Below are 26,723 nucleotides of genomic sequence, written 5' to 3' on the forward strand. Positions count from 1 at the left end.
ATTTAACCAGAAAATGATTATTATAATGAATTGAATAGGCAGGATTTTTTGACCCTAAACTGCCGCTACTATCTCAAATTGCAGCCAACTTAAGACAATTGAGCCACATTGTGTGATCTAAAGCACGTTTAGCCCATCAAATCATTTTCCTTAAGTAGCCAACCTTGGTCTAAGTCATAACGCCCAGAAAATAACGGCCAAAATTTGGGGAGACATGATCCTTAAAAACATCGCCAATGGATAAACTGTCGCATATGACAACGCCGCCGCCCCGCTGGTACTATGGATACCATTAGCGAAAGCCAGCGCGGGAGGATCTGTCATGGCACCGGCCAGCACCCCGCATAAGCTGAGATAATTCATTTTGACCATGATGCGAGCCAGCAAGCTCACGGCTAACAGGGGAATTATCGTTATCAATGCACCATAACCAATCCATACCAATCCTTCGCCGTATAGCAGTGTATCAATGAAATTGCCGCCAGATTTCAGCCCGACGACCGCCAAAAACATCACAATCCCCAATTCACGTAATGCCAGGTTCGCGCTGGGCGGCATAAACCAATAAAGTTTGCCGAATGTACCAATCCGCCCCAAAATCAACGCAATGACCAAAGGCCCGCCTGCCAATCCCAGCCGTAACGCGGCCGGAAAACCGGGAACAAACAGAGGAATCGAACCTAATAAAACCCCTAACCCTATCCCAATAAATACCGGTAGCATCTGAACTTGCTGGAGTTTTTGCTGCGAGTTACCCAACAGACGGGTGACGGCTTCGACAGCTTCAGGACGACCGACAATATTGAGGATATCGCCAAACTGCAAACTGGCATTATTACTGGCAACCAGTTCAATGCCTGCACGATTGAGGCGAGTGACGACAACATCGTATTTCTGTTTTAAATTAAGCGCCCCAAGCCGCTGGCTCAATATTTCATCATTTGTCACCACCACCTTGACGGATTGAAGCATATCACTGGCAGTCGACAGCGAAACGTCGACCTCTTCCCCAATGACTAACCTAATCTGGTTCAGTACTTCTCGCTGCCCCACCAGATAAAGCAGATCCCCACTCTGGATCACGGTCGTTGGCTGAGGAACCATCAATAAATTTTCCCGTTTCAGGCGAGAGCAAACAACGTCATCATGATTGAGCAAAGGGATGTCCTGCATCATTAATCCAGTCAAATTTGGATTACGTACAGCGATATTCATTGTCTGGAGCACTTCCCGGCTCTGATTGCTTTGGCTATCAAACGAATTGGCCTCCTGTTCAATGTTCACTCGGAAAAACAGGCGAACCAACCACATAACCAGCAAAATCCCGCAAATTCCCATGGGATAAGCCATTGCATAGCCCATTCCCATTTGGCTAACCAGTGAAGGCTCAGATCCTAAATCAACCAGAATTTGCTGCCCGGCGCCTAAAGATGGCGTATTTGTCACGGCACCGGAAAAAATACCTAAAATAATTGGCAAAGGAACATCAAACAATTTATGAATAATTGCAGCAACTAAACCCCCAATAATAACAATCAGGACAGCAAAACCATTTAATTTAAGGCCAGAAACCCGCAGGGAAGAAAAAAAGCCCGGCCCAACTTGAATACCAATAGTATAAACAAACAAAATTAAGCCAAATTCCTGAATAAAATGTAGCATGTCATTACTGAGAGACAGAGAATACATCTGGGAAAAATGGCCTACAATAATCCCGCCAAACAACACCCCACCAATTCCAAGACCGATACCCTGTATTCGCCAGTTGCCTATCCATAACCCCAATGCGGCCGCCAGTGCCAGCAAGCTCATTGTCAATGCAATATCACCCATGACCTGCTTCCTTTACCAAAGGTTAATCATTTGGGAAATGAGTCATTTTCCCCTCACGCCCATCATTGATAGCCTTGCCATCCATTAAATATTGGCATGAATTTACAGTAAGTTATGTGTTTTAAACCACATATTGTGTGGTTTAAACATTTTTATATCCCCCGTTTTATGCAGGGAAAGTTTTTATTTTTTATAGAAAACGAATTTAAAAAAATTGAAATTCAAATTACAAAAAAATTATTAAATTTAGCGATAAGTGCTATAGCAAACTGAATATTACCTGACTATAGTAACTAGTATTAAAGGGTGAAATAGCATTGAAGGGTGAACGATATAAAGGATTGCACCCGTCATGCTTTGGAAAAGTGGCGTTAAATAGCGAATAAAGTCTCTGATATTGGCAAATTAACTCATTGAGATCATGGAAATGATGAAAAATTGTAAAGTGTTTCTATTACTATGTACCACGTTAGGATGGTCACTTGTTACGGGTTGTTCCAGTATCATGACCCATAACGGTCCCCATCAAGGCTATTATTCTGGCGCAAAAGCAAATATTGGCATGCTGAAAGATGACAAAACCGGTTGGTTTATGAAACCTTTGCTGGCAATCGATCTGCCATTTTCTGCTTTACTGGACACCCTTCTGCTACCTTATGATTATGTCCGTTCCGATCAAGATAGCGCAAAGCAATCCCCTAAACATCGTATAGAGCAGCTAGATGAAACCCCAATCGTCATATTGCCTGCACCAGAAACTGGTGACCACGATGCCTGATGATGAGCCATCACCCTTATCGTCTTAAATGGCACACTCTATCTCTATAGCCCGTTTTTATAAGCGCCATATCCAGGCACCGCCATGCCCCGCGATGCCTGTTTTTACTTTTACCTGTTTCAGTTAATCCCGGTTTCAACCACACATAGTTGCCGGTAACCCTCAACATCACGCATAAAAGCGACATAGCGATCATCCGGTGATATCACTACCGCATCGGCAGAAGGTGCATCATCGGTACGCTCCGTTAAACGCTGCATTTTTCCAGTCTGGCTGTCGCAAAGTACAACACTATTATCACAGACACAGGCAAGAAACTGCCCACGGCTATCCCAGCTAAAGGCGGATTGTATACTGTGCTTGCTGTGGGTTATCTGCATTGGCTCACCACCATTTGGTGAGACATACCATAGCTGGACAATCCCCGCTTCATCTTTCATCAGAAAACAGATTTTACTGCCATCCGGCGATATTCTGAGCCAATGACGTGGAATATTCACCACCCCTGGCCAGCGCCTGTTATGCGTGAAAGTTAAACGTTTCTGCTTCACTCCCGCAGGCGGTGTCGGTAACGTTGTCTCTGTACCCGCCAAAGGTTGGTGACCTGCTATGGCATAGTCATGGTCGTTTTCAGGCAAGTCAACGAGATAAATTTCCGGCACTTTTTCACCCTTGGCCGTGCACGTATCCCCAATAAAAGCCAGTGCCCAACGCTGCCATTGACCATTCTCTTTACGATATCCACGCAACCCTACCCACCCTTCTTCATAGGCTCGGTTGATATCATCACTTCCGGGACGCGGGGAAGCTGTCGTCTCGCTCACCACAACCGAAAAATAGCTCCCATCATATTCCCTCGGATGTTTTTTGGCCGGCATCACCGCTCGCAAAGGAACAGCCACCGCCACATTACGTAAATCAAGTGCAGGATCTAATTCATGCATTACATGATCGTTGTAGGTAAAACTTAAGCGGCTGCTATCGGGACTGAAAACGTGGACATGCGTCCCGCCCCGCAAAGCGCCTGCGGTATAAGGTGGAGTAATGTCCATTGCATCAATGTTAATGGCCACGTTTGGCTGCGCATCGGAAACAATGACACCACGGCGGTGATGAAAATCATATTGCCACTGTGCATCCGGTTTCTCTGGGCCATGAATAAAGGCATAACGAACCGGCTTTTGTAGACTAACAGTCACAACCCCGACATGGGCACCCTCCTTTGCCTGATAGATAATTTCAGTTTGTCCATGATTAACATGAATTTTTTCTATCGTTAAACCGGTAAAAGATGCCCCATGAGGGCGAACGTCGTATACCAACCATTGGCTGTCTGGAGTCCAGACATTTATATTAGTTATCTGATGGCTACGGCTATCGAATGTGATTTGACGTTCCTTAAAAACCATTTTACTGCCTTCTTTTGCGGGGGTTCGGATAATAAAAACTAATTTTATTCAAATTCAGCTAAAAAATTTCAGTCGAGACGTTAATATTTCAACAGTACTCTTTACTTTACGTTACGTTATATTCCAGTTGATTAAACTTATGCTACTCAGTGTCCTTTATATCATTGGTATTACGGCTGAAGCCATGACAGGCGCCTTGGCCGCAGGTCGTCGAAAAATGGATGTCTTCGGCGTTATCATTATTGCTTCCGTGACAGCCATTGGTGGAGGCACTGTCCGTGATATTATTTTGGGGCACTATCCCCTCGGCTGGGTAAAAAATCCAGAATATATCGTGACCGTTGCCTGTGCTGCCGTGCTCACTATCTGGGTTGCCCCCATGATGAAACACCTACGCCGTCTGTTTCTTATTCTCGATGCAATTGGTTTAATCGTCTTCTCCATCATTGGTGCACAAATCGCGTTGGATATGCACTATAGCCCGATCATCGCCGCCATTGCCGCCGTGATTACTGGCGTTTTTGGGGGGGTATTGCGTGATATGTTTTGCAACACCATTCCCTTGGTATTCCAAAAAGAAATTTATGCCGGTGTCTCTTTTGCCGCTGCCTGGCTCTATATCGCCTTACTGTATACGCCATTACATCCAAACAGCGTCATTTTGATTACGCTTGTTGCCGGGCTGGCTGCACGACTGATCGCGATTCGTTACCGTCTTGGATTACCTATCTTCAATTATGATGGCTCCGATCACTGAGACCTTCATGAACCTCTGGGGCAACCTTTTGCCCCTATTCACGTTTTAATATCCCTTTTCTATTCTCAATATCCTGTAAGGACAAATTATGAATTACGGCCTTAATCTCAGGATGCTGTAAAAAGGCCAGGATTTTTTCTCTTTGTTTTACGGTTAATGCGGGTGTTGCCTTTGCAGCGGATAATAACGTTTGCCACTGCCATTCCTGTTTATCTGTCTGCTTATCTGTAAGGTGCTTGGCATGGGGCAAGCCAATAGCCTCTAACCATAGTGGGAGTGGCTGTAACTTTGCTTGCTGAAATTGGGAAAAGAGTAACTCTGCACGTTTAGCCCCTATACGACCGACTGCCTCAAGCTGCCCCTTATTCAAAACCAACCAATCCGTTAAATTTGCCACCAACCCATGCCTGACCAACGCTGACCATGTCCCTGCTCCAACGCCTTTCATTTTCAATTTTTCCCCAAGCCAGGTCAGGCGTGCGATAAACTGTTGCTGGCAATGGATATCATTGTTCTCATTTTTATGATCGAACGTCAGACAACTGAGGAAATGATAATCCTGCTCATTAGGTGGCTGAATATCCGGGCGTTGCGCCATACGCCACACCACCTTATCGAGTTTGGGTATACCCTGTCCCGCCAACGCTACCGTAATTTTATCGCCGGGATAAACATCCCATTGCTTCCAGCGTTTGATAGAACCGAGGTTGATTCGGCTTACCTGTCGATCATCCACCTTTACTTTCTCCAGCGCTAATAGGACAGATATTTTCCCTGTCCGGCCTATCGTGAAGTTAACATCTCTTACCGTTGTCATTTGCTGCCGCAGTGGATATTTCCATGCAATCGCCCAACTGTTTGATCCCGCTCGCCATTGTCGGCCTGTTGGTTCAACTTCCTGCCGCAAAACAACACCATCCGTCGCAAAAGGGAGCGGTTGGACAAAATAGTCTTGCCAGCTTTTTTCGGCCTCTTCTGCTGTGGCAATGGGGTGGCTATATTGCTGTGTGATGGGAAACCCCATTACAGCCAATCTTTCCAGTTTCACCGCCATTGAATTTGGCCCATCCGGCCAGCCCCAAATAAAAATGCCAACTTGTTTGAGTTCCGGTGTAGGAGCCTTACGCATCATTAAGCCCGCGACTTTACTGCGCGCGCCCAAGCTCCCCGCAACGGCCTGCCGATGGTGTTCCTGCTGCCAGAAAAGTTCACCTTGTAATACCAAATGTTCAGGGGCATTGTTAATCCGCTGCGGAATACTGGGAATCAACCCGCTCTTATCCATCCAGTCCATTCCTTCAATGCCATCACCACGGCTGATTAACCGCACTAATTGGCCTTTTTCATACACCAACGTCACGGCAACACCATCAATTTTAGGTTGCAACCACACTCCCGTACGCCCTTGCAACCACTGGTGAATTCCCTGTATTCCTTTCGATTTATGTAAGCCTGTATGCTGGACAGGGTGAAGTTGTTTCCCTGCCTGGAGCTCAGGGGTATCAGCAACAGCATTAACCGGGTTGGCAGAGACAATAGCGCGACTTGACTCGTCGTGATTTAGGCAACTTTGCCAAATTCTCAAGGTTTCCAATAATTGATCGTAGATTTCATCATCTATTTCGCTAATACCTTGCTGGCGATAAAGGTGATCCCACTTCGCTACCTGCTGTGTCAGGTGCTTAATTTCATGCTGAAATTTTTCTTGTGACCAGGCCGGGCAATGAACCTGGTTTGCAAATGCCATTGGCATACCAAATAGCAGTATCCATACTGTTATTAAAAAACTGATAAGAAAATTAAGCATCCTTGCTCCATCGGTTCCTGAAAATTGATACCTATACCCGTCGCCTTTCAAGATGCGTCTTATATCTCCCCGCGTAACGGGGAGATATAAGCACTCTCATTGGCTTGCAAACGGCAACTTGAAGTTGGATTGGTATAAGCGATGGGCAGAGAATAAAAAGCAGAAGAATTTTTACCAAGATGAAATAAAGAAGTTTGCGAAGCGTTTCGAAAAATAAAGGTGTAATTTCTGCAACCGACTATTTTTTCACAAAATGTTTCACAAAATGTTTCATTAATGCCCGTTTGTTGAGAAAAAATTTTGGTGAAATGTCCGTTGGCATGTATTGTAGCGCTGCATGGATTAATGTATCCGTGTATACTATGTGAGATCTTATATCCGTGGGATTTTATATTCCTGCGCTTGCGTTTGTTTATATCCAATCAGTCAAGAAATCATCATGAACCAAGGAACGTTATATATTGTTTCTGCGCCGAGTGGAGCAGGCAAATCGAGCCTTATTCAGGCTTTATTAAAAACTCAGCCTTTGTATGACACGCAGGTTTCTGTTTCGCATACAACGCGGCAAGCTCGTCCAGGCGAAAATCATGGTGAACATTATTTTTTCGTCACAGTGGATGAATTTCAAAATATGATCACGCATGATGAATTTTTGGAATATGCCTGTGTTTTTGGTCACTATTACGGCACATCCCGAAAAGTCATTGATGAAACACTCGCCAGTGGCGTTGATGTTTTTCTTGATATTGACTGGCAAGGTGCACAACAAATCCGCCAGAAAATGCCAGCAGCTCGCAGCATTTTCATTCTTCCCCCCTCTCAGGAAGAGTTGCTCCGCCGCCTGCGGGGGCGCGGTCAGGATAGTGACGAGGTCATTGCCAAACGAATGGCTCAAGCTGTCGCGGAGATGGAACATTACAACGAATATGATTACGTCATCATCAATGATGATTTCAATACGGCACTGGCCGATTTACAATCGATTATTCGTTCAGAGCGTCTACGATTAGATCGTCAAACTCAGCGGCATGATGCCTTAATCAGCAAATTATTGGCAGACTGAGCCAAGTTTCAGTATCATGCCCAGTCATTTATTTATCTGTGGAGTAGCACACATATGGCACGCGTAACTGTTCAAGACGCAGTAGAAAAAATTGGTAACCGTTTTGACCTGGTGTTGGTCGCTGCTCGCCGAGCACGCCAACTGCAAGTGGGTGGCAAAGATCCCCTCGTTCCAGAAGAAAACGATAAGATGACTGTTCTTGCCCTGCGTGAAATTGAGCAAGGCCTCATCAACAACAAAATTCTCGATGTTCGTGAACGTCAGGAACAGCAAGAGCAAGACGCCGCAGAAATCAAAGCCGTTTCTGCTATCGCTGCTGAAGGTCGTCGTTAATTTTACGGTAGGTCTGCCTTGTACCTGTTTGAAAGCCTGAATCAGCTAGTTCTGAAATATTTGCCTGAAGATCAAATTGATCTGCTTAAACAGGCCTATGTCGTTGCGCGGGATGCCCACGAAGGGCAAACTCGCTCCAGCGGTGAGCCATATATTACTCACCCTGTCGCTGTTTCCTGTATTTTGGCTGAAATGCGCCTTGACCATGAAACACTGATGGCGGCACTTTTGCACGATGTCATTGAAGATACGCCTGCAACATTTCAGGATATAGAACAGCTATTTGGCACGACCGTTGCCGGATTGGTGGAAGGGGTATCCAAGCTGGATAAGCTGAACTTCCGTGATAAAAAGGAAGCGCAGGCTGAAAACTTCCGCAAGATGATCATGGCAATGGTGCAGGATATTCGCGTCATTTTGATCAAACTGGCAGACCGTACACACAATATGCGAACCCTTGGCTCTCTGCGCCCCGATAAGCGGCGGCGCATTGCCAGGGAAACGCTAGAAATTTATAGTCCGCTAGCCCACCGTCTCGGTATTCATCACCTAAAAACGGAGCTGGAGGAACTTGGGTTTGAAGCCCTGTATCCAAACCGTTACCGCGTGATTAAAGAGGTTGTGAAAGCCGCTCGTGGTAATCGCAAAGAGATGATCCAAAAAATTCTGTCTGAGATTGAAGGCAGGTTAACGGATGCCGGCATCAAATGCACCGTGAGTGGCCGCGAAAAACATCTCTATTCAATCTATCGTAAGATGCGTCTGAAAGAACAGCGTTTCCATTCCATCATGGATATTTACGCCTTTCGCGTCATCGTCAATAATCTTGATACCTGCTACCGCGTACTGGGGCAAATGCACAGCTTGTACAAGCCACGTCCCGGCAGAGTAAAAGATTATATTGCCATCCCCAAAGCCAATGGCTACCAGTCCCTCCACACCTCCCTGATAGGCCCGCATGGGGTGCCTGTCGAAGTTCAGATCCGTACCGAAGATATGGATCAAATGGCGGAAATGGGGGTGGCTGCACACTGGGCTTATAAAGAGCAAGGGGAATCGGGTACGACTGCACAAGTCCGTGCCCAGCGCTGGATGCAAAGTTTGCTGGAACTCCAGCAAAGTGCCGGCAGCTCTTTTGAATTTATTGAAAGCGTTAAATCTGATTTGTTCCCTGATGAGATTTACGTTTTTACCCCTGAAGGACGCATCGTTGAGTTACCGGCTGGCGCGACCCCGGTCGATTTTGCCTATGCCGTCCACACGGATATCGGCCACGCTTGTGTCGGGGCACGTGTTGATCGTCTGCCTTATCCCTTGTCACAAACGCTTAGCAGTGGGCAAACTGTCGAAATTATTACGGCACCGGGTGCTCGCCCTAATGCTGCGTGGCTGAACTTTGTCGTGAGTTCCAAAGCACGTGCCAAAATCCGCCAGTTACTGAAAAACCTGAAACGGGATGATTCCATCAGTTTGGGGCGTCGCCTGCTCAATCATGCGCTTGGCAATGGCACGAAAATTACCGATATTCCGCAAAAAAATATCAACAAAGAGCTGGCAAGGATGAAACTCGCCACGTTGGATGATTTGCTCGCGGAAATTGGCTTGGGCAATGCCATGAGTGTGGTTGTCGCGCGCAATTTATTGCTCGGTTCACCAGAGAAAACACCAAACAACAATGGCAATTCTTCCCGTAAGCTGCCTATCAAGGGCGCTGATGGTATTTTGATTACTTTTGCCAAATGTTGTCGCCCCATTCCAGGCGACCCGATTATTGCCCACATCAGTCCCGGAAAAGGGTTGGTGATCCACCACGAATCCTGTCGCAATATCCGTGGATACCAGAAAGAGCCGGAAAAATTCATGCCGGTTGAGTGGGATAAAGATATCAATAGCGATTTTATTGCTGAAATTAAAGTCGATATGTTTAACCACCAAGGTGCACTGGCAAACCTGACTGCCGCCATTAATGATGTCAACTCCAATATTCAAAGCATGAATACAGAGGAAAAAGATGGCCGCGTTTACTGTGCTTTCATCAGGCTGACGACCAAAGACCGTATCCAGCTAGCGAATATCATGCGTAAGATACGTGTCATGCCAGACGTGATGCGAGTCAGCCGTAACCGAAATTAAAGGGTATGAATCCTAAACGTTACGCACGTATTTGCCAGATGATGGCAATGCGTCAACCTGACCTGACGATCTGTTTAGAAGAAGTTCACAAACCCCATAACGTATCCGCCGTTATTCGTACTGCGGATGCCGTTGGTATCCACCAAATCCATGCTATCTGGCCTACTGAGCAATTAAGGACTCAACTCGCTTCCGCAGCGGGCAGTCATAGCTGGGTTCAGGTAAAAACCCATGCCACGATTGAACAAGCTGTTCACCAATTTAAATCTGATGGCATGCAAGTGCTGGCAACCCATCTTTCTGATAAGGCCGTCGATTTTCGCCAAATTGATTACACTAAACCTACCTGCATTATTATGGGGCAGGAGAAAAAAGGTATCTCAAAACAAGCCATCGCTTTAGCCGATCACGATATCATTATTCCAATGGCCGGTATGGTGCAGTCACTGAATGTCTCTGTTGCATCTGCTTTGATCCTGTATGAAGCACAACGACAACGTCAATTGGCGGGCATGTACCCGCGGGAAAAAAGCATGCTGTCGGAAGAGGAACAGCAAAAGCTGCTGTTCGAAGGTGGATATCCCGTGTTAGCCACCGTTGCCCGCCGTAAAGGACTGCAACAACCTTTGATAGATGAGCAAGGGCACATCATTGCCAGTGAGTCATGGTGGTCAGCTATGCAAGCAACAACGGCACCATCAGCAAGGAAATAAATCACACTGACGGAGAAATCGCATGAAAGGCCAACTACTTGATGCCATCCCCTTAACCACCCTGCGTGGTGTTGGAGCCAGTCAGGTCACTAAACTTGCCAAGTTAGGGTTGGTCAACCTGCAAGATCTGCTTTTGCATTTGCCCTTGCGCTATGAGGATCAAACCCGCCTGTATACCATTAATGAGTTACTGCCTGGCATTTATGCCACGGTAACCGGTGAAATATTACGCACCAATGTGGTTTTTGGGCGTCGACGTATTATGACCTGCCAAATCAACGATGGCACAGGCATATTGACCCTGCGTTTCTTCAATTTTACTGCTGCCATGAAAAATAATCTGGCCGCAGGAAAGCACGTTGTGGCTTATGGCGAAATTCGTCGCGGGAATCAAGGGCCAGAAATTATTCACCCTGAATATAAAGTCCAACAACATGCCAACCACATCCAACTGCAAGAGACATTAACCCCCATCTATCCCACAACGGAGGGAGTCCGTCAGACAACACTGCGCAAGTTAATCGATCAGGCCTTGGAAATATTGGACACCTGCACCATTAATGAACTCTTACCGGAAAAGTTCAGCCACAAGATAATCAGCCTGCCCGATGCCCTGCGTACATTGCACCATCCCCCGCCGAATACGTCTCTGGACGATTTGGAGAATGGCCGACATCCAGCCCAGCAAAGGCTAATTTTGGAAGAGTTACTGGCACATCATTTAAGCATGTTGGCGGTCAGGGCGGGAGCCCAGCGCTTTCACGCCTATCCCCTTACAGCAGATGATGCGCTGAAACAGCAACTTTTAAGCCAGTTGCCATTCTCACCGACAGGCGCACAGGCCCGTGTCGTTGCGGAAATCGAACAGGATTTGGAAAAAAATGTCCCCATGATGCGACTGATACAAGGGGATGTCGGTTCAGGGAAAACATTGGTGGCAGCGCTAGCCGCCGTGCGTGCCATTGTTCACGGCAAACAAGTGGCATTGATGGCGCCCACTGAACTGCTGGCGGAACAACATGCGAATACCTTCCGTCAATGGCTTGAACCACTCGGCATTCAGGTCGGTTGGTTGGCTGGCAAACAGAAAGGCAAAGCGCGGCAAACCCAGCAAGAGGCGATAGCCAGCGGTCAGGTGAGTATGGTTGTCGGTACTCATGCCATGTTTCAGGAGCAGGTGAAATTTGCCGGATTAGCACTGGTTATCATTGATGAGCAACATCGTTTCGGTGTTCATCAACGTCTGGCATTATGGGAAAAAGGGCGCGAACAAGGCTTCCATCCCCATCAACTGATCATGACTGCAACCCCGATCCCACGCACATTGGCCATGACCGCTTATGCCGATCTGGATACCTCTATCATTGATGAATTACCCCCTGGCCGAACCCCAGTGACCACCGTTGCCATTCCAGACACTCGCCGAAACGATATTATCCAGCGGATCAAAATTGCTTGCCTGGATGAAGGACGTCAGGCTTATTGGGTATGTACCTTGATCGAAGATTCTGAGGTACTGGAAGCTCAAGCCGCACAAGCGACCAGCGAAGAACTGACTCTGGCATTGCCTGAATTGAAAATTGGCTTGGTACACGGGCGGATGAAACCGGCAGAAAAGCAAGCTGTCATGGAGGCTTTCAAGCAAGGTGAACTCCAATTGCTGGTTGCCACGACGGTCATCGAAGTCGGGGTAGATGTGCCCAATGCCAGCCTGATGATCATCGATAATCCCGAACGGCTTGGATTGGCTCAGTTGCACCAGCTTAGAGGGCGTGTCGGACGTGGAGCCATTGCCTCACATTGTGTCTTGCTCTATAAGACCCCACTGACCAATACCGCCAAGCTCCGCCTGCAAGTTTTACGGGATAGTAATGATGGTTTTGTGATTGCCCAGAAAGATTTGGAGATCCGCGGGCCAGGTGAATTACTGGGTACACGCCAAACCGGCAATGCAGAATTTCGGATCGCGGACTTATTGCGCGACCAAAGTATGCTGCCCGAAGTTCAGCGTATCGCCCGCTATCTCCACCAGCACTATCCTGAACATGCCAAGGCATTGATTGAACGCTGGCTGCCGGATCGTTCCCAATATAGCCATGCTTAAAAAAACATGCCGCTGAGGATTTCAGCGGCATATGACGGCCACGATCCAAGGCCGAAGGGAAGTTAATTTAACCGGCTATAGAGGGGAATATCGGTAATAACAAGTACAATTTGATGATGGCAGCGTTAACGATATCGATAAAGAATGCCCCCACCATTGGTACGAGTAAAAATGCCACATGCGATGGCCCAAAACGGTCAGTAATCGCTTGCATATTGGCGATAGCTGTGGGTGTTGCACCTAAGCCAAAACCACAGTGGCCAGCTGATAATACCGCCGCATCGAAATTCTTACCCATGATCCGGTAAGTCACGAAAACAGCATACAACGCCATCACCACAGTCTGCACAGCAAGAATGATCAACATTGGCAGCGCAAGGGAAGCCAGTTGCCACAATTTCAGGCTCATCAATGCCATCGCCAGAAACAGCGATAAACTGACGTTACCTAATACCGAAACCGCGCGGTCAAATACCCGATAAAAACCAAGCAGGGACAGTCCGTTACTCAGAATGACACCAACAAACAGGACACACACGAATGTCGGCAATTCAAAGGCCGTACCTTGCAGCAGTTTTGTAATAAACTTACCTGCCAGTAAGCAAATGGAAACCATTGCAATGGTTTCCACCATCACGAGTGGCGTGATAAGCCGTCCCGTATACGGTTTCTCAAATGCAGTCGGAAGCTCGGTGTCTTCAGTCCCCACGCCTGGCGTTTTGGTGTTTTTCACCAACATCCGGGCAACTGGACCGCCAATCAATCCACCTAAAACCAGGCCAAATGTTGCACATGCCATTGCCACTTCGGTCGCGTTTTCAAAACCATAACGTTCAGAGAAGACTTTACCCCAAGCAGCGCCTGTTCCATGTCCTCCAGACAGTGTAATAGAGCCGGCCAATAATCCCATTAATGGATCAAGTCCCAGCATTTTCGCCAATGCGATGCCTACGGTGTTCTGTACAAATAACAGGCCAACCACCACGCAGACAAAAATGACCAAAAATTTTCCGCCTGCTTTCAGGCTAGCAAGGTTAGCGTTCAAGCCGATTGTGGCAAAGAACATCAGCATGAGAGGCTCTTGAAGGGATAAATCAAAACTGACTTCCCAATTCATGGTTTGTTTAACCGCCAGCAAAACTAGCGCAACCAATAATCCACCCGCGACGGGTTCAGGGATCGTGTATTTCCCAAGGAATGGAACTGACTGTACGAGTTTTCTTCCTAATAGTAAAACGAGTGTGGCAGCAACGAGCGTGCCATAAATATCCAGATGATACATTTATGTACCTCATCCATTGTTAATATTATGTGAATTTAATGTGACGTTATAATCATCCTATAAAAACGCCAAGAGCGGATAAGGGTTGGATTAGAAAGAAAAATACGGATAAACACAAGTTAAAACATTTAAAAATGTGACGATATTAATCCGTATTTCATTACGAAAACTTTACGCAAACGATTGCTTTAATGATGAGAATCATTAAAATGCGTTTTTTGTCTATCTGGAATTTCACAACATGGTCAATCTACACCGTGAATCCAATTCATCAGAAGTTCCCAATACATCAAATAATGAACTGCTCTATCGCCTGGAAGATAAGCCCCCACTCCCGCATGCCCTGTTTGCTGCCGGCCAACATTTGCTGGCGATGTTTGTGGCTGTTATTACTCCCGCGATATTGATTTGCCAGGCGTTGGGGCTTCCAGAGCAGGATACTCAACGCATTATCAGTATGTCCCTGTTTGCCTCAGGCTTGGCATCGCTGATCCAAATTCGATCCTGGGGCCCTGTGGGTTCCGGTTTGCTTTCCATTCAAGGCACCAGTTTTAATTTCGTTGCCCCGCTGATTATGGGGGGACTGGCGTTGAAAAATGGTGGTGCGGATATTCCCACGATGATGGCAGCCCTGTTCGGTACATTGATGCTCGCCTCAATGACAGAAGTGCTGCTCTCACGCGTGCTGCATTTGGCAAGACGGATCATTACACCTCTGGTGTCCGGTGTCGTGGTGATGATTATTGGTTTGTCGTTAATCCAAGTGGGGTTAACGTCGATTGGTGGTGGCTATACAGCGATCCAAAACGGCACATTTGGTGCCCCTGATAACTTGCTGCTGGCGGGAGCGGTTCTTGCCGTTATCGTGTTACTCAATCGCCAAAAAAACCCTTATTTGCGTGTCGCTTCTCTGGTCATTGCCATGGCCGTGGGTTATCTGTTGGCCTGGTACATGGATATGTTACCCGTTTCAACCCCCAAACAAGATGCCCCCATCATCACGGTTCCTTCACCACTCTATTATGGCTTGTCCGTTGATTGGCATCTGTTGATCCCGCTGATCCTGATTTTTATGGTGACATCACTGGAAACCATTGGTGATATTACCGCCACCTCAGATGTTTCCGAGCAGCCTGTCAGCGGTCCACTCTATATGAAACGTCTTAAGGGCGGGGTGCTGGCAAATGGGCTCAATTCGATGGTTTCAGCCGTGTTCAATACGTTTCCAAATTCCTGTTTTGGCCAGAACAATGGCGTGATCCAGCTAACCGGCGTCGCCAGCCGCTATGTCGGCTACATGATTGCTTCCCTGCTGATCCTATTGGGGCTGTTTCCTGCCGTGGCGGGGTTTGTTCAACATATTCCTGAACCGGTTCTGGGTGGCGCAACCATCGTGATGTTTGGCACTATCGCCGCTTCTGGTGTCAGGATAGTTTCCCGTGAGCCTTTAAACCGCCGTTCCATTATGATCATTGCACTGTCTCTGGCGGTAGGATTAGGTGTCTCCCAGCAACCGTTGATTTTACAGTTTGCCCCTGATTGGGTGAAAAATTTACTCTCTTCCGGCATTGCCGCAGGTGGGTTAACCGCTATTTTGCTTAATCTCATTTTCCCCCAGGAAAAATAGTCAGCCGATTTTTATCTGATGCTTCTCCCGCCTGACCCGCGGGAGTTTTCTTTTTTATCTACATCATCTATTGAGTGCTTAAGCATTTTCCGGCATAAAAGAGCTTCTATTGGAAGGTCACATTGTTGAGGTGAGATAATGAGGTGGTTAGGGAAATTTTTTGTCACGCTGCTATTACTGCTAATTTTGGCAATCATAGTTATCTATGTTGTCGTCCAGACGCATTGGGGAACCAAACAGTTAAGCCAATGGTTCAACAAACAAGGGCATTATCAAGTCAGTATTGAAAATATCAGCCATAGCTGGCTGCAACCGGCGACCTTGACGCTTAACCATGTTGACATTCGAGACAAGCAGAGTCCTTTCTCACTCAATGCCGATAGCATTAATCTCGATTTCAAATGGCCGCATTTACTGTCCCCGCAAAACCTCCGGCGCCTGACATTGCAGCAAGGGACATTGGTTCTGTCTGGAAACCAGCTTCCCCTTCCTTTACAAGCGGACACCCTACAACTGAATCAGATGAATATTCAGTTAGAAAATCCCAACTCGCGTATTCAAGGGGAAAATATCACGGGTGGCATTGCTCCCTGGCTTCCTGTTGCGGGCAACCCATTGGGTAATGGCAAGTATCAATTTAGTGCCAATACGCTCCGTTTAAATGATTTGCCGGTTGAAAATGTCATTGTGCAAGGCAGTTACCAAAATAAAACCCTGACTATCGATTCTTTTGGCGCCACATTTTTGCGCGGTGCCATTTCTGGCGATGGTCAACAATTGCCAGATGGCAGTTGGCACTGGAACAATATCCTCATCAGTGACATTCGCTGGCAAACCCCGATGACAATCGGCGAGTTGAAAGAAAAGATCAGCCATCTGCCTGCCATGTATGTCAAAGATCTCAATATCACCAATGCCAAACTGCAAGGGCAAAATTGGTCTGTCGATTATCTGGACAGCACCATCAAAAATTTAGGCTTAGTCAATGGCAGTTGGAGCGCCGAAGAGGGCTTGGTGGATTTCAACGCGATGAACATGATGTTGGATAATGAACAGTTCAGCGACACGTTAGGAAAATTCCGTTTTTCTGGTGATACCTTTACCATCGCCAGCCTGACAACCCATTATCGAAAAGGGTTGTTCAATATCCAGTCCCAATGGGATCGTAAAAACCGGCTCCTGACCCTCAAAGAGAGTTCTGTAACCGGGCTGCTTTATGCTCTGCCGTCAACATGGCTCAACTATTTCAAACAGCCTGCGCCGGAATGGATTTCAGGCGTCAAACTCAATGATATTAATATCAATAATACGCTGTTGATTGATACCAATCCCAACTTCCCATTCCAGCTCACCACCCTTGCTGCCCATATTGACAACATGGATCTGTTGAAAAATGGCAAGTGGGGATTGTGGAATGGTCAGGCGTCATTGCAAGCGGCCGCGGGAACCGTTAACAAGATAGAGGTAACCCGTCCTTACCTGCAACTGCATGCCACCGACGACAAGGTCACTATTGATAAATTGAATGGTTTTACCCGTGAAGGACTACTGCAAATCACCGGTTCGGCTGAACAGCAAGCTGATCGCACGCCTTTTAACCTTAACTTCAAAGGCATGAATGCGGATTTGAATATCTTGCCACAATGGGGTTGGATACCGCTCAAGATCCAGGGAGAAGGGAATTTCTCGCTCGCGATTACGGGGGATCTCTCCGCTGACGATATGAAGGGAACAATTAACGGGACATTGGTTGCTGAAGACAAATCATCCAACAAAGAGTCACAATCTGTCGAGCAAGGTTTGATCTCAACGAGCCGCTGTACCCCAACAGCTCCCTCTTCCGTAGTCAATCCAGCTCCCGTAGATCATCCTGAGACTGAACATTCAGCAACAGGCCATTCTACGGAAAGCCAACCCTGCGCAAAAATTAAGCTTTAGAAAACCGTTCGGGAGGCAGGACGATATAAGTCCCGGTGAACACGCTACCTACGCCCTGTTCACCGCTAACCTGCACTTCCACCGTGACACGCGCTTTGTTGCCGCGGGCAAGGCGAGCAAGATCACCGCTCATGTTATTGAAATCCGCAGTGGCACAGGGGCGTCCGGTAATCGGTTGCCGATAACGAATATTGGCATCCACCAAAACGATATCGCCCCCCAATTGGCGCTCCTGTAGCAACAACCAAATCAGCCCCCAAGCCGTTAATGTGGCCTGAGAAAATAAGCTCCCCGCGAAAATGGTATGGTGTGGATTCTGGTTTCCGGCCTCAGGCATCGTTGTGATGAAGCGTTGCCCTGTATATTGGCTGATCCGCAGCCCCATCTTTTCACTCAAAGGGATTTCCTTATGCCATGCCTGCTGCAACTCAGCACACCAATCAGGACGATGCAAGATATCGTCAAGGCTCATAATCGGTTTGATCATGAGAAAATGGCTAATCGGCGACGCCTTGGCACCATTAATCAAACCACGGTTTTGAAAACCCAACTTATGGAAGAAATCAACTGCATTTTCCCGTGCGCTGCAAACAATGCGTTTTACACCTTCTTGCCTGGCTACAGATTCCAATGCCATCGCAATCAGTGTCCCTAACCCTTTCCGCTGCACCTGAGGATGAACAGCCAGAAAACGAATAGCGCCTTCGTTGTCTGCATTGATATATAAGCGCCCAACCGCAAGCGGCTTACCCTGTTCATCCACCACCATTTGATGATGAGCCATCGAATCGTAGCCATCTTTCTCTGATCCGATGGGCTGGTGAAGCGGTTTACGTAACATTTCCCAACGAAATTGGTAGTAGGTTTCTAACTCTTGTTCTGTTTGAGGTACTCTCAGATGGTACATAGGAACAACCCCTTCTTTTGTGTGTTGTCATGTGTAGCCAGAAAAACACATCATACTTGCAGCCAGAAAGTCACTGGCCCATCATTTGTCAAACTGACTTCCATGTCTGCCGCAAATTTTCCCGTTTCTGTTTTTACACCAGTTACACGGCACTGTTCAACAAAATAGCGATAGAGTTCATCCGCTTTTTGTGGTTCTGCGCCACCCGAAAAGCTCGGCCTTAAGCCTTTCTGTGTGTCCGCCGCCAATGTAAATTGCGATACAACCAGTAAACGACCCCCCGCTTGCTGAACGTTAAGGTTCATTTTTCCCTGATCATCACTAAATACCCGATATCCCATGACCTTATCGCATAAACGTTGCGCTTTCTGCGGGGTATCCTCTTTTTCAACCCCCAACAATACCAGCAATCCCTGCCCAATTTCGCCAATAGTCTCACCTTCAACCACAACCTTTGCCTGTGTTACACGCTGAATTAATGCAATCATTTTGCTTGCCTGTTATTCCATATAATTATTCATAGAGATAGAAAATCGTAACATGACTCTTTGCCCGTCAGGGTATACGGGCAAGGAAAAAGGGTGGAAAACCTCATCGGCAATCAGCTAACGACGTTAATTTTTTGAGGGAAGTAAGAAATCATGTGACTTAAAGTAGTTCGGGATCACGTGCCTGTCAGCCACATGAATGGCATTCATGCCTGTTTTTTTCGCGGCTTCGACGTTTTCTAACAGATCATCAAAGAATATGGCCTGATCCGCCGCCACCCCTTCTGCGACCAACACATATTCAAAAATCTCAGGATTGGGTTTACGCATCCCCAAATCGTGGGATAAATAGAGGAAATCGCTTGATGCGGCAATCTCAGGATAATGCACTGAACAATATTCAACATGCAGGCGGTTGGTATTTGACAGAACAACCACACGATGCCCCTGGGTACGCAATTGATTCATGAGTTCAATCACTTCCGGCCTGATACCAACAAAAATTGCGTTCCAGCCTTCCACAACTTGTTCAAAACTGAGAGAAATCTCCATTTCATCACGCATCATTTCTGCAAATTCAGTGTCACTGATTTGCCCACGCTCATGTTTTGTCAAAATCTCTTCCCGCGAAAATCTTGAGGTCAATGTTGCCAGCGGTGTCCCACTCAGATTACTCCAAACAGCCACGATTCTTTTAAAATCAATATCAATAATCACGTTACCCATATCGAAGATATACAGCATAACCCCTCCTGACCGACGCTTATTATGGGGTACTTTTATCATAATTTTGTTAATAAAAAAGGAGGAAAAGATAAAAAAACAAACAAATTGCGCTTTCTATGAGCTGTCTTATAAAACGGGTTAATATCTTATAGTTGCTGGATAAGTTGGTAAGCAGGCGTGGGTAACAAAAATGGCTGGCAGGAATATTATCAGAAACTCAGGGCGCCAAGGCGCCCTAAGCTATTAATATCTAAACTATCATGACAATGCGTAGTCCAGAAATTAAGCCTCTTTACTACGATTTGCGCGACGGCGATCGTTTTCAGTCAAATGGCGCTTACGCAAGCGAATTGACACTGGGGTGACTTCAACCAACTCGTCATCATCAATAAACTCCAGCGCCTGCTCCAATGTTTTCTTGATATGTGGAGACAGTGTTGTCGCTTCATCCGTTCCAGATGCACGCACGTTGGTCAGTTTTTTACCCGTCAGACAGTTAACGGTCAGGTCATTTGAACGTGAGTGAATACCAATAATTTGGCCTTCATACACCTCAGTACCATGACCCAGGAACAATTTACCACGCTCCTGCAAACCATACAGCGCATAAGCAACAGCCTTGCCTTGTCCATTGGAAATCAGCACACCATTTTGGCGACGGCCAATCTCACCAGGACGAACGTCATCGTAGTGGCTGAATGTTGCATACAACAGGCCAGTACCCGAAGTCATGGTCATGAATTCAGTACGGAAGCCAATCAGGCCACGGCTTGGAATGATGTAATCAAGACGCACACGACCTTTACCATCTGGCAGCATGTCGCGCATTTCACCTTTACGTTCACCCAATGCCTGCATCACGTCGCCTTGATGCTGCTCTTCGATATCCAAAGTGACTTGCTCGAAAGGTTCCTGCTTACGGCCATCAATTTCACGGAAAATCACTTTTGGACGGGAAACACCCAACTCAAAACCTTCACGACGCATGTTTTCGATCAGAACGGACAAGTGCAGCTCACCACGGCCTGATACACGGAATGCGTCTGGGTCTTCAGTTTCTTCAACGCGCAACGCAACGTTATGGACCAGCTCTTTTTTCAGACGATCAAGGATCTGGCGAGAAGTCACATATTTACCTTCACGACCACAGAATGGTGACGTGTTTACACAGAAGTACATGCTTACGGTAGGCTCATCAACCGCCAGTGCTGGCAATGCTTCAACCGCATTGACGTCACACAGGGTATCAGAAATGTTCAGATCACCCAGACCGGTAATTGCGATAATATCGCCCGCTTCCACTTTGTCAGACTCAATACGCTCCAGTCCCAGATGGCTAAAGACTTTACCCACTTTACCGTTGCGCGTTTTGCCTTCGCTATCGATGATGGTGATGTTTTGGTTTGGTTTCACCATACCACGCTTAATGCGACCGATGCCGATAACCCCAACATAGTTGTTGTAATCCAACTGCGAAATTTGCATCTGGAATGGGCCGTCAAGGTCAACCTTAGGTGATTCAACGTGATCAACAATTGCCTGGTACAGCGGAGTCATATCCTCAGCCATATCGGTATGTTCGTTACCCGCAACACCCATCAGTGCAGAGGCGTAAATGATGGGGAAATCCAACTGCTCATCGGTTGCACCGAGGTTCACAAACAGGTCAAATACTTGATCCACTACCCAGTCAGGACGCGCACCCGGACGGTCAACTTTGTTGACAACGACAATGGGTTTCAGGCCGTGAGCAAACGCTTTCTGGGTGACAAAGCGGGTCTGTGGCATTGGGCCATCCATCGCATCAACCAGCAACAGGACACTGTCTACCATCGACATGACACGTTCAACCTCGCCGCCAAAGTCGGCGTGGCCTGGGGTGTCTACGATATTGATACGATAGTCATTCCATTTGATGGCCGTGTTCTTTGCAAGGATGGTAATACCACGTTCTTTTTCCAGATCATTGGAATCCATCACACGTTCAGTTGCTGCTGCACGCTCTCCAAAAGTCCCGGACTGTTGTAGCAGTTTATCAACCAGCGTGGTTTTGCCATGGTCAACGTGAGCGATAATTGCTATGTTTCTTAACTTACTAATTTCATTTGACATTTAAAAATTCCAATAACACTAAAATCATTTATGTACTCGATTTAGTACACAAAAAGAATTCTGTTTTACTTGGCCACCGTCGAACAGCCGAACAAAAGTGCAGCATTATACACTTTGGATGGTTGCACTGGTATTAAAAGTTGTGCAGTATTGGCGGTTTTCTCTTTATTCAGGCACATCGCTGGAATGATAGGCCATGCGCATTTTCTTTGTGCATTCGATTTCAGGATCAACGAAACCGATTGATGTTTTAGCAAGAACCGCACCATAACAATGCAATCACCTGTTGTTATTCACCATTTTAGTGCAAAAGTATACGCTCATCTTATTCGCCTTCTCTTTCCCCTTCTGCTATATATTTTTATCATATTGATATTAAATAGCTTTTAAACATTGGCACACTTTTCGCATTTATTTTGCCAATAGCGATTCCATAAAATTGATCATACCGAGATCCACAATCGCCCTTAACTTTAAAGATAAAACAGAACAGTATGCTGCTTAATCTGTTTTATCAGGCTGACGTAAACCAGGAGAACCCAGTATGTCCGTTGAACATGTTTTGTCCATGATTGAAGAACATCAGGTGAAGTTTATTGACTTACGTTTTACTGACACCAAAGGTAAAGAACAACATATCACCCTCCCTGCCCACCAAGTTGATGAAGACTTCTTTGAAGATGGCAAAATGTTTGACGGTTCGTCTATCGGTGGCTGGAAAGGTATCAATGAATCTGACATGGTGTTAATGCCAGATCCAAGCACCGCGATGCTCGACCCTTTCTTTAATGATGCCACTCTGATCCTGCGTTGCGACATCCTTGAACCTGGCACCATGCAAGGTTATAGCCGCGACCCACGTTCCATTGCGAAACGTGCAGAAGATTTCCTGCGTGCAAGCGATATTGCTGATACCGTTTTATTTGGGCCGGAACCCGAATTCTTCCTGTTCGATGATATCCGCTTTGGCAATTCCATCTCTGGCTCGTATTACCATATTGATGATACGGAAGCCGCATGGAACAGCGGTACACGCTATGAAAATGGTAACAAGGGGCATCGTCCCGCCATTAAAGGCGGGTATTTTCCGGTTCCTCCTGTGGATTCTGCCCAAGACCTGCGGTCAGCGATGTGCCTGACAATGGAAAAAATGGGATTGGTCGTTGAAGCCCATCACCATGAGGTTGCAACCGCCGGACAAAACGAGGTGGCGACCCGCTTTAATACCATGACCAAAAAAGCGGATGAAACCCAGATTTATAAGTATGTCGTGCATAACGTTGCCCATAAACATGGCAAGACGGCCACATTTATGCCCAAACCCTTGGTGGGGGATAACGGTTCAGGTATGCACTGTCATATGTCACTGTCCAAAAATGGCACTAACCTGTTTGCGGGTGACAAATACGGCGGTCTCTCCGAAATAGCCCTTTACTATATCGGCGGTATCATCAAACACGCCCGCGCACTGAATGCCTTCACTAACCCAACAACCAACTCATACAAACGTCTGGTGCCGGGCTTTGAAGCGCCCGTGATGTTAGCCTATTCTGCCCGTAACCGTTCCGCGTCTATCCGTATTCCCGTGGTAGCCAGCACCAAAGCGCGACGTATCGAAGTCCGTTTTCCTGATCCTGCTGCAAACCCTTATCTGGCTTTCTCTGCCCTGTTGATGGCAGGTCTGGATGGCATCATCAACAAAATCCATCCCGGTGATGCAATGGATAAAAACTTGTATGACCTGCCCGCAGAAGAAGCCCAAGAGATCCCGACCGTGGCCTCTTCTTTGGAAGAAGCGCTGGCCGCATTAGATGCAGACCGCGAATTCCTGACCCGCGGCGGGGTTTTCACTGATGATACGATTGATGCTTATATCAATTTATTGAATGGGGAAATTGAGCGTGTCCGCATGACACCACATCCTCTGGAGTTTGAACTGTATTACAGCGTGTAGTGCCTGACGCATGAGTTTTTTTGTTGCCGTGAAACTTTTGGCCCATCTTTAGATGGGCCCTTTTCCCTTACATATACCCAATTGTCTTACCCATGAAGCTATATGCTGAGCGGAAGGATTGATCAAACGATGACGAAGTAAGCTACAATGCACCAAAAAAGTGCAGGAACGGAATGACAATGGTGAGTTTACCCAAAGCAGAACAAATTCTCGATTCACAGATAAACAACGTCTTGGTGCTGGATAATGATTTGATTATTCGCTATGCCAATCATTCTGCTATGCAACTTCTGGCCCAAAGTTCCCGTAAGTTATTCGGCACGCCGCTTCCTATCCTGTTTAGTTATATTTCACTGGATACAGAATTGATGCGTTCCAGTTTGATCAACGGCCATGGCTTTACCGATAACGAAGTCATACTGGTGATCAACAATCAGTCTCATGTGATGTCGCTCAGCGCCCAACCCATTTCCGAACAGTTTATTCTGCTGGAACTGGCGCCTATGGACAGTCAACGCCGTTTAAGCCAAGAGCAGATTCAACAAGCACAGCAGGCGGCTGCGCGGGAATTGGTTCGGGGGCTGGCACATGAAATCAAGAACCCGCTTGGCGGGTTACGGGGAGCCGCGCAGTTGCTTGCCAAAGCGTTGCCTGACCCCTCCTTGCGGGAATATACCCAAGTGATCATTGAACAGGCGGACAGGCTACGCAACCTTGTTGACCGATTGCTGGGACCACAGCATCCCGGCGCCCAAACCCGCCAAAGCATTCACCATGTCGTCGAGCGGGTCTGTCAGTTAGTCTCACTGGAAATGCCGGCCAATGTGACGCTGGTTAAAGATTATGATCCGAGTCTGCCTGAACTGGCGCATTACCCTGATCAAATCGAGCAGGTATTACTGAATATCACCCGCAATGCCTTAAAAGCATTAGGAAAAAAAGGAGGGACTATCACTTTGAGGACGCGAACTGCGTTCCAGATTACCCTACAGGGCGACCGCTACCGCTTGGCGGCTCGAATTGATGTTGAAGATAACGGGTCAGGTATCCCTCCTCATATTCAGGATACCCTTTTTTACCCTATGATCAGTGGATATGAAGGTGGAACTGGACTTGGGTTATCCATAGCACGTAATCTGATTGACCAACATGCTGGCAAAATTGAATTTACCAGTTGGCCAGGACATACGGAGTTTTCCATTTACCTGCCTATCAAGAAATAACCGATCAAGAGCCGGCCGAGCAAGCAAACTGAATAAGAAGGGGTGACCATGCAACGAGGAAAAGTCTGGATTGTTGATGATGACAGTTCTATCCGCTGGGTACTTGAACGGGCACTGAGTGGTGCAGGGATGGAGTGTATCAGTTTTGCAAATGCGGATGCCGTATTGACCGCACTAGAGCAGGATAATCCAGAAGTCATTCTGTCAGATATCCGTATGCCCGGAATGGATGGGCTGAGTCTGCTCAACCAGATAAAGCAGAACCACCCACAGCTTCCGGTCATCATTATGACCGCCCATTCTGATCTGGATGCCGCAGTCAGTGCCTACCAACACGGTGCATTCGATTATCTGCCCAAGCCTTTCGATATTGATGAAACGGTCGCCCTGGTTGAACGGGCATTAAGTCATTATCGGGAACAACATCTTTCAACGTCCAATCCACAGTTGCCGATATCCGTCTCAGATATGATCGGAGAAGCCCCCGCCATGCAGGAGGTATACCGGATTATTGGTCGTCTTTCCCGCTCCTCTATCAGCGTGTTAATCAATGGTGAATCCGGCACCGGAAAAGAGCTGGTTGCCCATGCCCTTCACCGCCACAGTCCACGTGCTTCAGCACCCTTTATTGCCCTGAACATGGCGGCAATCCCGAAAGATTTGATTGAGTCTGAATTGTTTGGTCACGAAAAAGGGGCTTTCACCGGCGCAAACCAGGTACGCCACGGCCGTTTTGAGCAGGCCAATGGTGGCTCTCTGTTTTTGGATGAAATTGGTGATATGCCATTGGATATCCAAACTCGCCTACTGCGGGTTCTGGCCGAAGGACAATTCTATCGGGTCGGGGGATATGCACCGGTGAAGGTTGATGTCCGTATCATCGCCGCCACTCACCAGCACCTTGAGCAACGTGTTACAGAAGGTAAATTTAGGGAAGACCTCTACCATCGCCTGAATGTGATCCGTGTCCAGTTACCGCCTTTGCGGGACAGAGTGGAAGACATTCCTCGTCTGGCACACCACTTTTTGCAACAAACAGCCAAAGAACTGGGTGTTGAAGCCAAGGTGTTGCACCCTGATACTGAATTCGCCCTGATGCGTCTGCCGTGGTCAGGCAATGTCCGCCAGTTAGAAAATGTGTGTCGCTGGTTGACCGTGATGGCAGCAAGCAAGGAAGTACTGGTACAGGATCTACCGGCGGAACTGATTGGCAGCAACTCACCCGCCGGGCAGGCAGGAAATCCCCCTGTTTCACGCCCCACACCACCTGAGAATTGGTCACAACTGCTGGCTGAATGGGCGCAACACGCCTTAAAAGAGGGAAAAATCGATCTCCTTTCCGATGCCCTTCCGTTGCTGGAGCGTACCTTGCTCAATTGCGCGCTGGAACATACCAATGGACATAAACAGGAAGCCGCCCGTTTGCTGGGTTGGGGAAGAAATACGATCACGCGGAAGTTGAAGGAATTGGGGTTGTGATACATAGTCCATATATCTAGCCCCAAACTAGTCAGAGATATAACCCTATAAAAATAA

20 protein-coding genes are annotated in these 26,723 nt (G+C 47.2%); 12 read left to right on the forward strand and 8 right to left on the reverse strand.

Going from position 1 to position 26,723, the window contains the following annotated elements; genetic code table 11:
- Nucleotides 1-174: 174 nt before the first annotated feature.
- Complete coding sequence (locus Xkoz_RS11030) at nt 175-1,833, reverse strand: putative transporter (RefSeq protein ID WP_099142209.1); 1,659 nt, start codon at nt 1,831-1,833, stop codon at nt 175-177.
- Nucleotides 1,834-2,263: 430 nt separating this feature from the next.
- On the opposite strand from Xkoz_RS11030, the gene Xkoz_RS11035 reads away from it, so the two are divergent.
- Nucleotides 2,264-2,611: a YceK/YidQ family lipoprotein gene (locus Xkoz_RS11035; protein WP_099142210.1), complete on the forward strand. Its 348-nt coding sequence runs from the start codon at nt 2,264-2,266 to the stop codon at nt 2,609-2,611.
- Nucleotides 2,612-2,730: 119 nt separating this feature from the next.
- On the opposite strand, the gene Xkoz_RS11040 is transcribed toward Xkoz_RS11035, so the two are convergent.
- Nucleotides 2,731-4,020, reverse strand: a complete 1,290-nt coding sequence (locus tag Xkoz_RS11040; protein WP_099142211.1) for a YidR family protein — start codon at nt 4,018-4,020, stop codon at nt 2,731-2,733.
- A 139-nt stretch (nt 4,021-4,159) separates the two neighbouring features.
- Here Xkoz_RS11040 and Xkoz_RS11045 point away from each other — a divergent pair, with 139 nt between their 5' ends.
- Nucleotides 4,160-4,777, forward strand: a complete 618-nt coding sequence (locus Xkoz_RS11045; protein ID WP_099142212.1) for a trimeric intracellular cation channel family protein — start codon at nt 4,160-4,162, stop codon at nt 4,775-4,777.
- Nucleotides 4,778-4,811: 34 nt separating this feature from the next.
- Here the strand turns inward: Xkoz_RS11045 and ligB are convergent, their stop codons facing one another.
- Nucleotides 4,812-6,584 carry an NAD-dependent DNA ligase LigB gene (gene ligB / locus Xkoz_RS11050; protein ID WP_099142213.1) on the reverse strand — a complete coding sequence of 591 codons (1,773 nt, stop codon included), beginning with the start codon at nt 6,582-6,584 and terminating at the stop codon, nt 4,812-4,814.
- A gap of 439 nt (nt 6,585-7,023) precedes the next feature.
- Here ligB and gmk point away from each other — a divergent pair, with 439 nt between their 5' ends.
- Genes gmk through recG form a run of 5 tightly spaced genes read left to right on the forward strand, consistent with a single transcriptional unit; the run spans nt 7,024 to nt 12,930 of the window.
- On the forward strand, nt 7,024-7,647 hold the full coding sequence (gmk, locus tag Xkoz_RS11055; RefSeq protein WP_099142214.1) for a guanylate kinase: 624 nt from the start codon (nt 7,024-7,026) through the stop codon (nt 7,645-7,647).
- A 54-nt stretch (nt 7,648-7,701) separates the two neighbouring features.
- Entirely contained in the window at nt 7,702-7,980 is a 279-nt protein-coding gene (gene rpoZ / locus Xkoz_RS11060; RefSeq protein WP_099142215.1) for a DNA-directed RNA polymerase subunit omega, read from the forward strand.
- Between the two features lie 18 nt (nt 7,981-7,998).
- On the forward strand, nt 7,999-10,113 hold the full coding sequence (gene spoT, locus Xkoz_RS11065; RefSeq protein WP_099142216.1) for a bifunctional GTP diphosphokinase/guanosine-3',5'-bis pyrophosphate 3'-pyrophosphohydrolase: 2,115 nt from the start codon (nt 7,999-8,001) through the stop codon (nt 10,111-10,113).
- A 5-nt stretch (nt 10,114-10,118) separates the two neighbouring features.
- Nucleotides 10,119-10,826, forward strand: coding sequence for a tRNA (guanosine(18)-2'-O)-methyltransferase TrmH (trmH, locus tag Xkoz_RS11070; RefSeq protein WP_099142217.1), 708 nt, complete (start codon nt 10,119-10,121; stop codon nt 10,824-10,826).
- A 22-nt stretch (nt 10,827-10,848) separates the two neighbouring features.
- A complete protein-coding gene (gene recG, locus Xkoz_RS11075) occupies nt 10,849-12,930 on the forward strand; it encodes an ATP-dependent DNA helicase RecG (RefSeq protein WP_099142218.1) in 2,082 nt (693 codons plus the stop codon).
- A gap of 67 nt (nt 12,931-12,997) precedes the next feature.
- On the opposite strand, the gene gltS is transcribed toward recG, so the two are convergent.
- The gene (gltS, locus tag Xkoz_RS11080; protein WP_099142219.1) at nt 12,998-14,212 is read right to left on the reverse strand and encodes a sodium/glutamate symporter; all 1,215 of its coding nucleotides are present in this window, start codon (nt 14,210-14,212) and stop codon (nt 12,998-13,000) included.
- 241 nt (nt 14,213-14,453) lie between these two features.
- Here gltS and Xkoz_RS11085 point away from each other — a divergent pair, with 241 nt between their 5' ends.
- Together Xkoz_RS11085 and Xkoz_RS11090 are read left to right on the forward strand one after the other, a co-directional pair.
- Entirely contained in the window at nt 14,454-15,839 is a 1,386-nt protein-coding gene (locus Xkoz_RS11085; protein ID WP_099142220.1) for a nucleobase:cation symporter-2 family protein, read from the forward strand.
- Nucleotides 15,840-15,977: 138 nt separating this feature from the next.
- The gene (locus tag Xkoz_RS11090; protein WP_244183452.1) at nt 15,978-17,777 is read left to right on the forward strand and encodes an AsmA family protein; all 1,800 of its coding nucleotides are present in this window, start codon (nt 15,978-15,980) and stop codon (nt 17,775-17,777) included.
- Here Xkoz_RS11090 and fabY read toward each other — a convergent pair.
- The 4 genes from fabY to typA all read right to left on the reverse strand — a co-directional run bounded on the left by fabY (nt 17,767) and on the right by typA (nt 22,010).
- The gene (fabY, locus tag Xkoz_RS11095) at nt 17,767-18,684 is read right to left on the reverse strand and encodes a fatty acid biosynthesis protein FabY (RefSeq protein ID WP_099142221.1); all 918 of its coding nucleotides are present in this window, start codon (nt 18,682-18,684) and stop codon (nt 17,767-17,769) included. The two genes, Xkoz_RS11090 and fabY, sit on opposite strands and share 11 nt — an antisense overlap.
- Nucleotides 18,685-18,734: 50 nt before the next feature.
- Nucleotides 18,735-19,172, reverse strand: coding sequence for a D-aminoacyl-tRNA deacylase (dtd, locus tag Xkoz_RS11100; RefSeq protein WP_099142222.1), 438 nt, complete (start codon nt 19,170-19,172; stop codon nt 18,735-18,737).
- A gap of 126 nt (nt 19,173-19,298) precedes the next feature.
- A complete protein-coding gene (gene yihX / locus Xkoz_RS11105; RefSeq protein ID WP_099142223.1) occupies nt 19,299-19,916 on the reverse strand; it encodes a glucose-1-phosphatase in 618 nt (205 codons plus the stop codon).
- Nucleotides 19,917-20,180: 264 nt separating this feature from the next.
- Complete coding sequence (typA, locus tag Xkoz_RS11110; RefSeq protein WP_099142224.1) at nt 20,181-22,010, reverse strand: ribosome-dependent GTPase TypA; 1,830 nt, start codon at nt 22,008-22,010, stop codon at nt 20,181-20,183.
- Nucleotides 22,011-22,554: 544 nt separating this feature from the next.
- On the opposite strand from typA, the gene glnA reads away from it, so the two are divergent.
- The 3 genes from glnA (at nt 22,555) to glnG (ending at nt 26,666) form a co-directional block, all read left to right on the forward strand.
- The gene (gene glnA, locus Xkoz_RS11120; RefSeq protein WP_099142226.1) at nt 22,555-23,964 is read left to right on the forward strand and encodes a glutamate--ammonia ligase; all 1,410 of its coding nucleotides are present in this window, start codon (nt 22,555-22,557) and stop codon (nt 23,962-23,964) included.
- 179 nt (nt 23,965-24,143) lie between these two features.
- Nucleotides 24,144-25,187, forward strand: a complete 1,044-nt coding sequence (glnL, locus tag Xkoz_RS11125; protein ID WP_422646054.1) for a nitrogen regulation protein NR(II) — start codon at nt 24,144-24,146, stop codon at nt 25,185-25,187.
- Nucleotides 25,188-25,235: 48 nt separating this feature from the next.
- Complete coding sequence (glnG, locus tag Xkoz_RS11130) at nt 25,236-26,666, forward strand: nitrogen regulation protein NR(I) (protein WP_099142228.1); 1,431 nt, start codon at nt 25,236-25,238, stop codon at nt 26,664-26,666.
- Nucleotides 26,667-26,723: the final 57 nt, after the last annotated feature.

Origin of the sequence: Xenorhabdus kozodoii, assembly GCF_002632875.1 — a bacterium.
In the GTDB taxonomy this organism is placed as follows: Bacteria; Pseudomonadota; Gammaproteobacteria; order Enterobacterales; family Enterobacteriaceae; genus Xenorhabdus; species Xenorhabdus kozodoii.

Coding starts and splice junctions, on each gene's coding strand:
- Xkoz_RS11030 (WP_099142209.1), bottom strand. CDS start 1,833: ATGGGTGATATTGCATTGACAATGAGCTTGCTGGCACTGGCGGCCGCA.
- Xkoz_RS11035 (WP_099142210.1), top strand. CDS start 2,264: ATGAAAAATTGTAAAGTGTTTCTATTACTATGTACCACGTTAGGATGG.
- Xkoz_RS11040 (WP_099142211.1), bottom strand. CDS start 4,020: ATGGTTTTTAAGGAACGTCAAATCACATTCGATAGCCGTAGCCATCAG.
- Xkoz_RS11045 (WP_099142212.1), top strand. CDS start 4,160: ATGCTACTCAGTGTCCTTTATATCATTGGTATTACGGCTGAAGCCATG.
- ligB (WP_099142213.1), bottom strand. CDS start 6,584: ATGCTTAATTTTCTTATCAGTTTTTTAATAACAGTATGGATACTGCTA.
- gmk (WP_099142214.1), top strand. CDS start 7,024: ATGAACCAAGGAACGTTATATATTGTTTCTGCGCCGAGTGGAGCAGGC.
- rpoZ (WP_099142215.1), top strand. CDS start 7,702: ATGGCACGCGTAACTGTTCAAGACGCAGTAGAAAAAATTGGTAACCGT.
- trmH (WP_099142217.1), top strand. CDS start 10,119: ATGAATCCTAAACGTTACGCACGTATTTGCCAGATGATGGCAATGCGT.
- recG (WP_099142218.1), top strand. CDS start 10,849: ATGAAAGGCCAACTACTTGATGCCATCCCCTTAACCACCCTGCGTGGT.
- gltS (WP_099142219.1), bottom strand. CDS start 14,212: ATGTATCATCTGGATATTTATGGCACGCTCGTTGCTGCCACACTCGTT.
- Xkoz_RS11085 (WP_099142220.1), top strand. CDS start 14,454: ATGGTCAATCTACACCGTGAATCCAATTCATCAGAAGTTCCCAATACA.
- Xkoz_RS11090 (WP_244183452.1), top strand. CDS start 15,978: ATGAGGTGGTTAGGGAAATTTTTTGTCACGCTGCTATTACTGCTAATT.
- fabY (WP_099142221.1), bottom strand. CDS start 18,684: ATGTACCATCTGAGAGTACCTCAAACAGAACAAGAGTTAGAAACCTAC.
- dtd (WP_099142222.1), bottom strand. CDS start 19,172: ATGATTGCATTAATTCAGCGTGTAACACAGGCAAAGGTTGTGGTTGAA.
- yihX (WP_099142223.1), bottom strand. CDS start 19,916: ATGCTGTATATCTTCGATATGGGTAACGTGATTATTGATATTGATTTT.
- typA (WP_099142224.1), bottom strand. CDS start 22,010: ATGTCAAATGAAATTAGTAAGTTAAGAAACATAGCAATTATCGCTCAC.
- glnA (WP_099142226.1), top strand. CDS start 22,555: ATGTCCGTTGAACATGTTTTGTCCATGATTGAAGAACATCAGGTGAAG.
- glnL (WP_422646054.1), top strand. CDS start 24,144: ATGGTGAGTTTACCCAAAGCAGAACAAATTCTCGATTCACAGATAAAC.
- glnG (WP_099142228.1), top strand. CDS start 25,236: ATGCAACGAGGAAAAGTCTGGATTGTTGATGATGACAGTTCTATCCGC.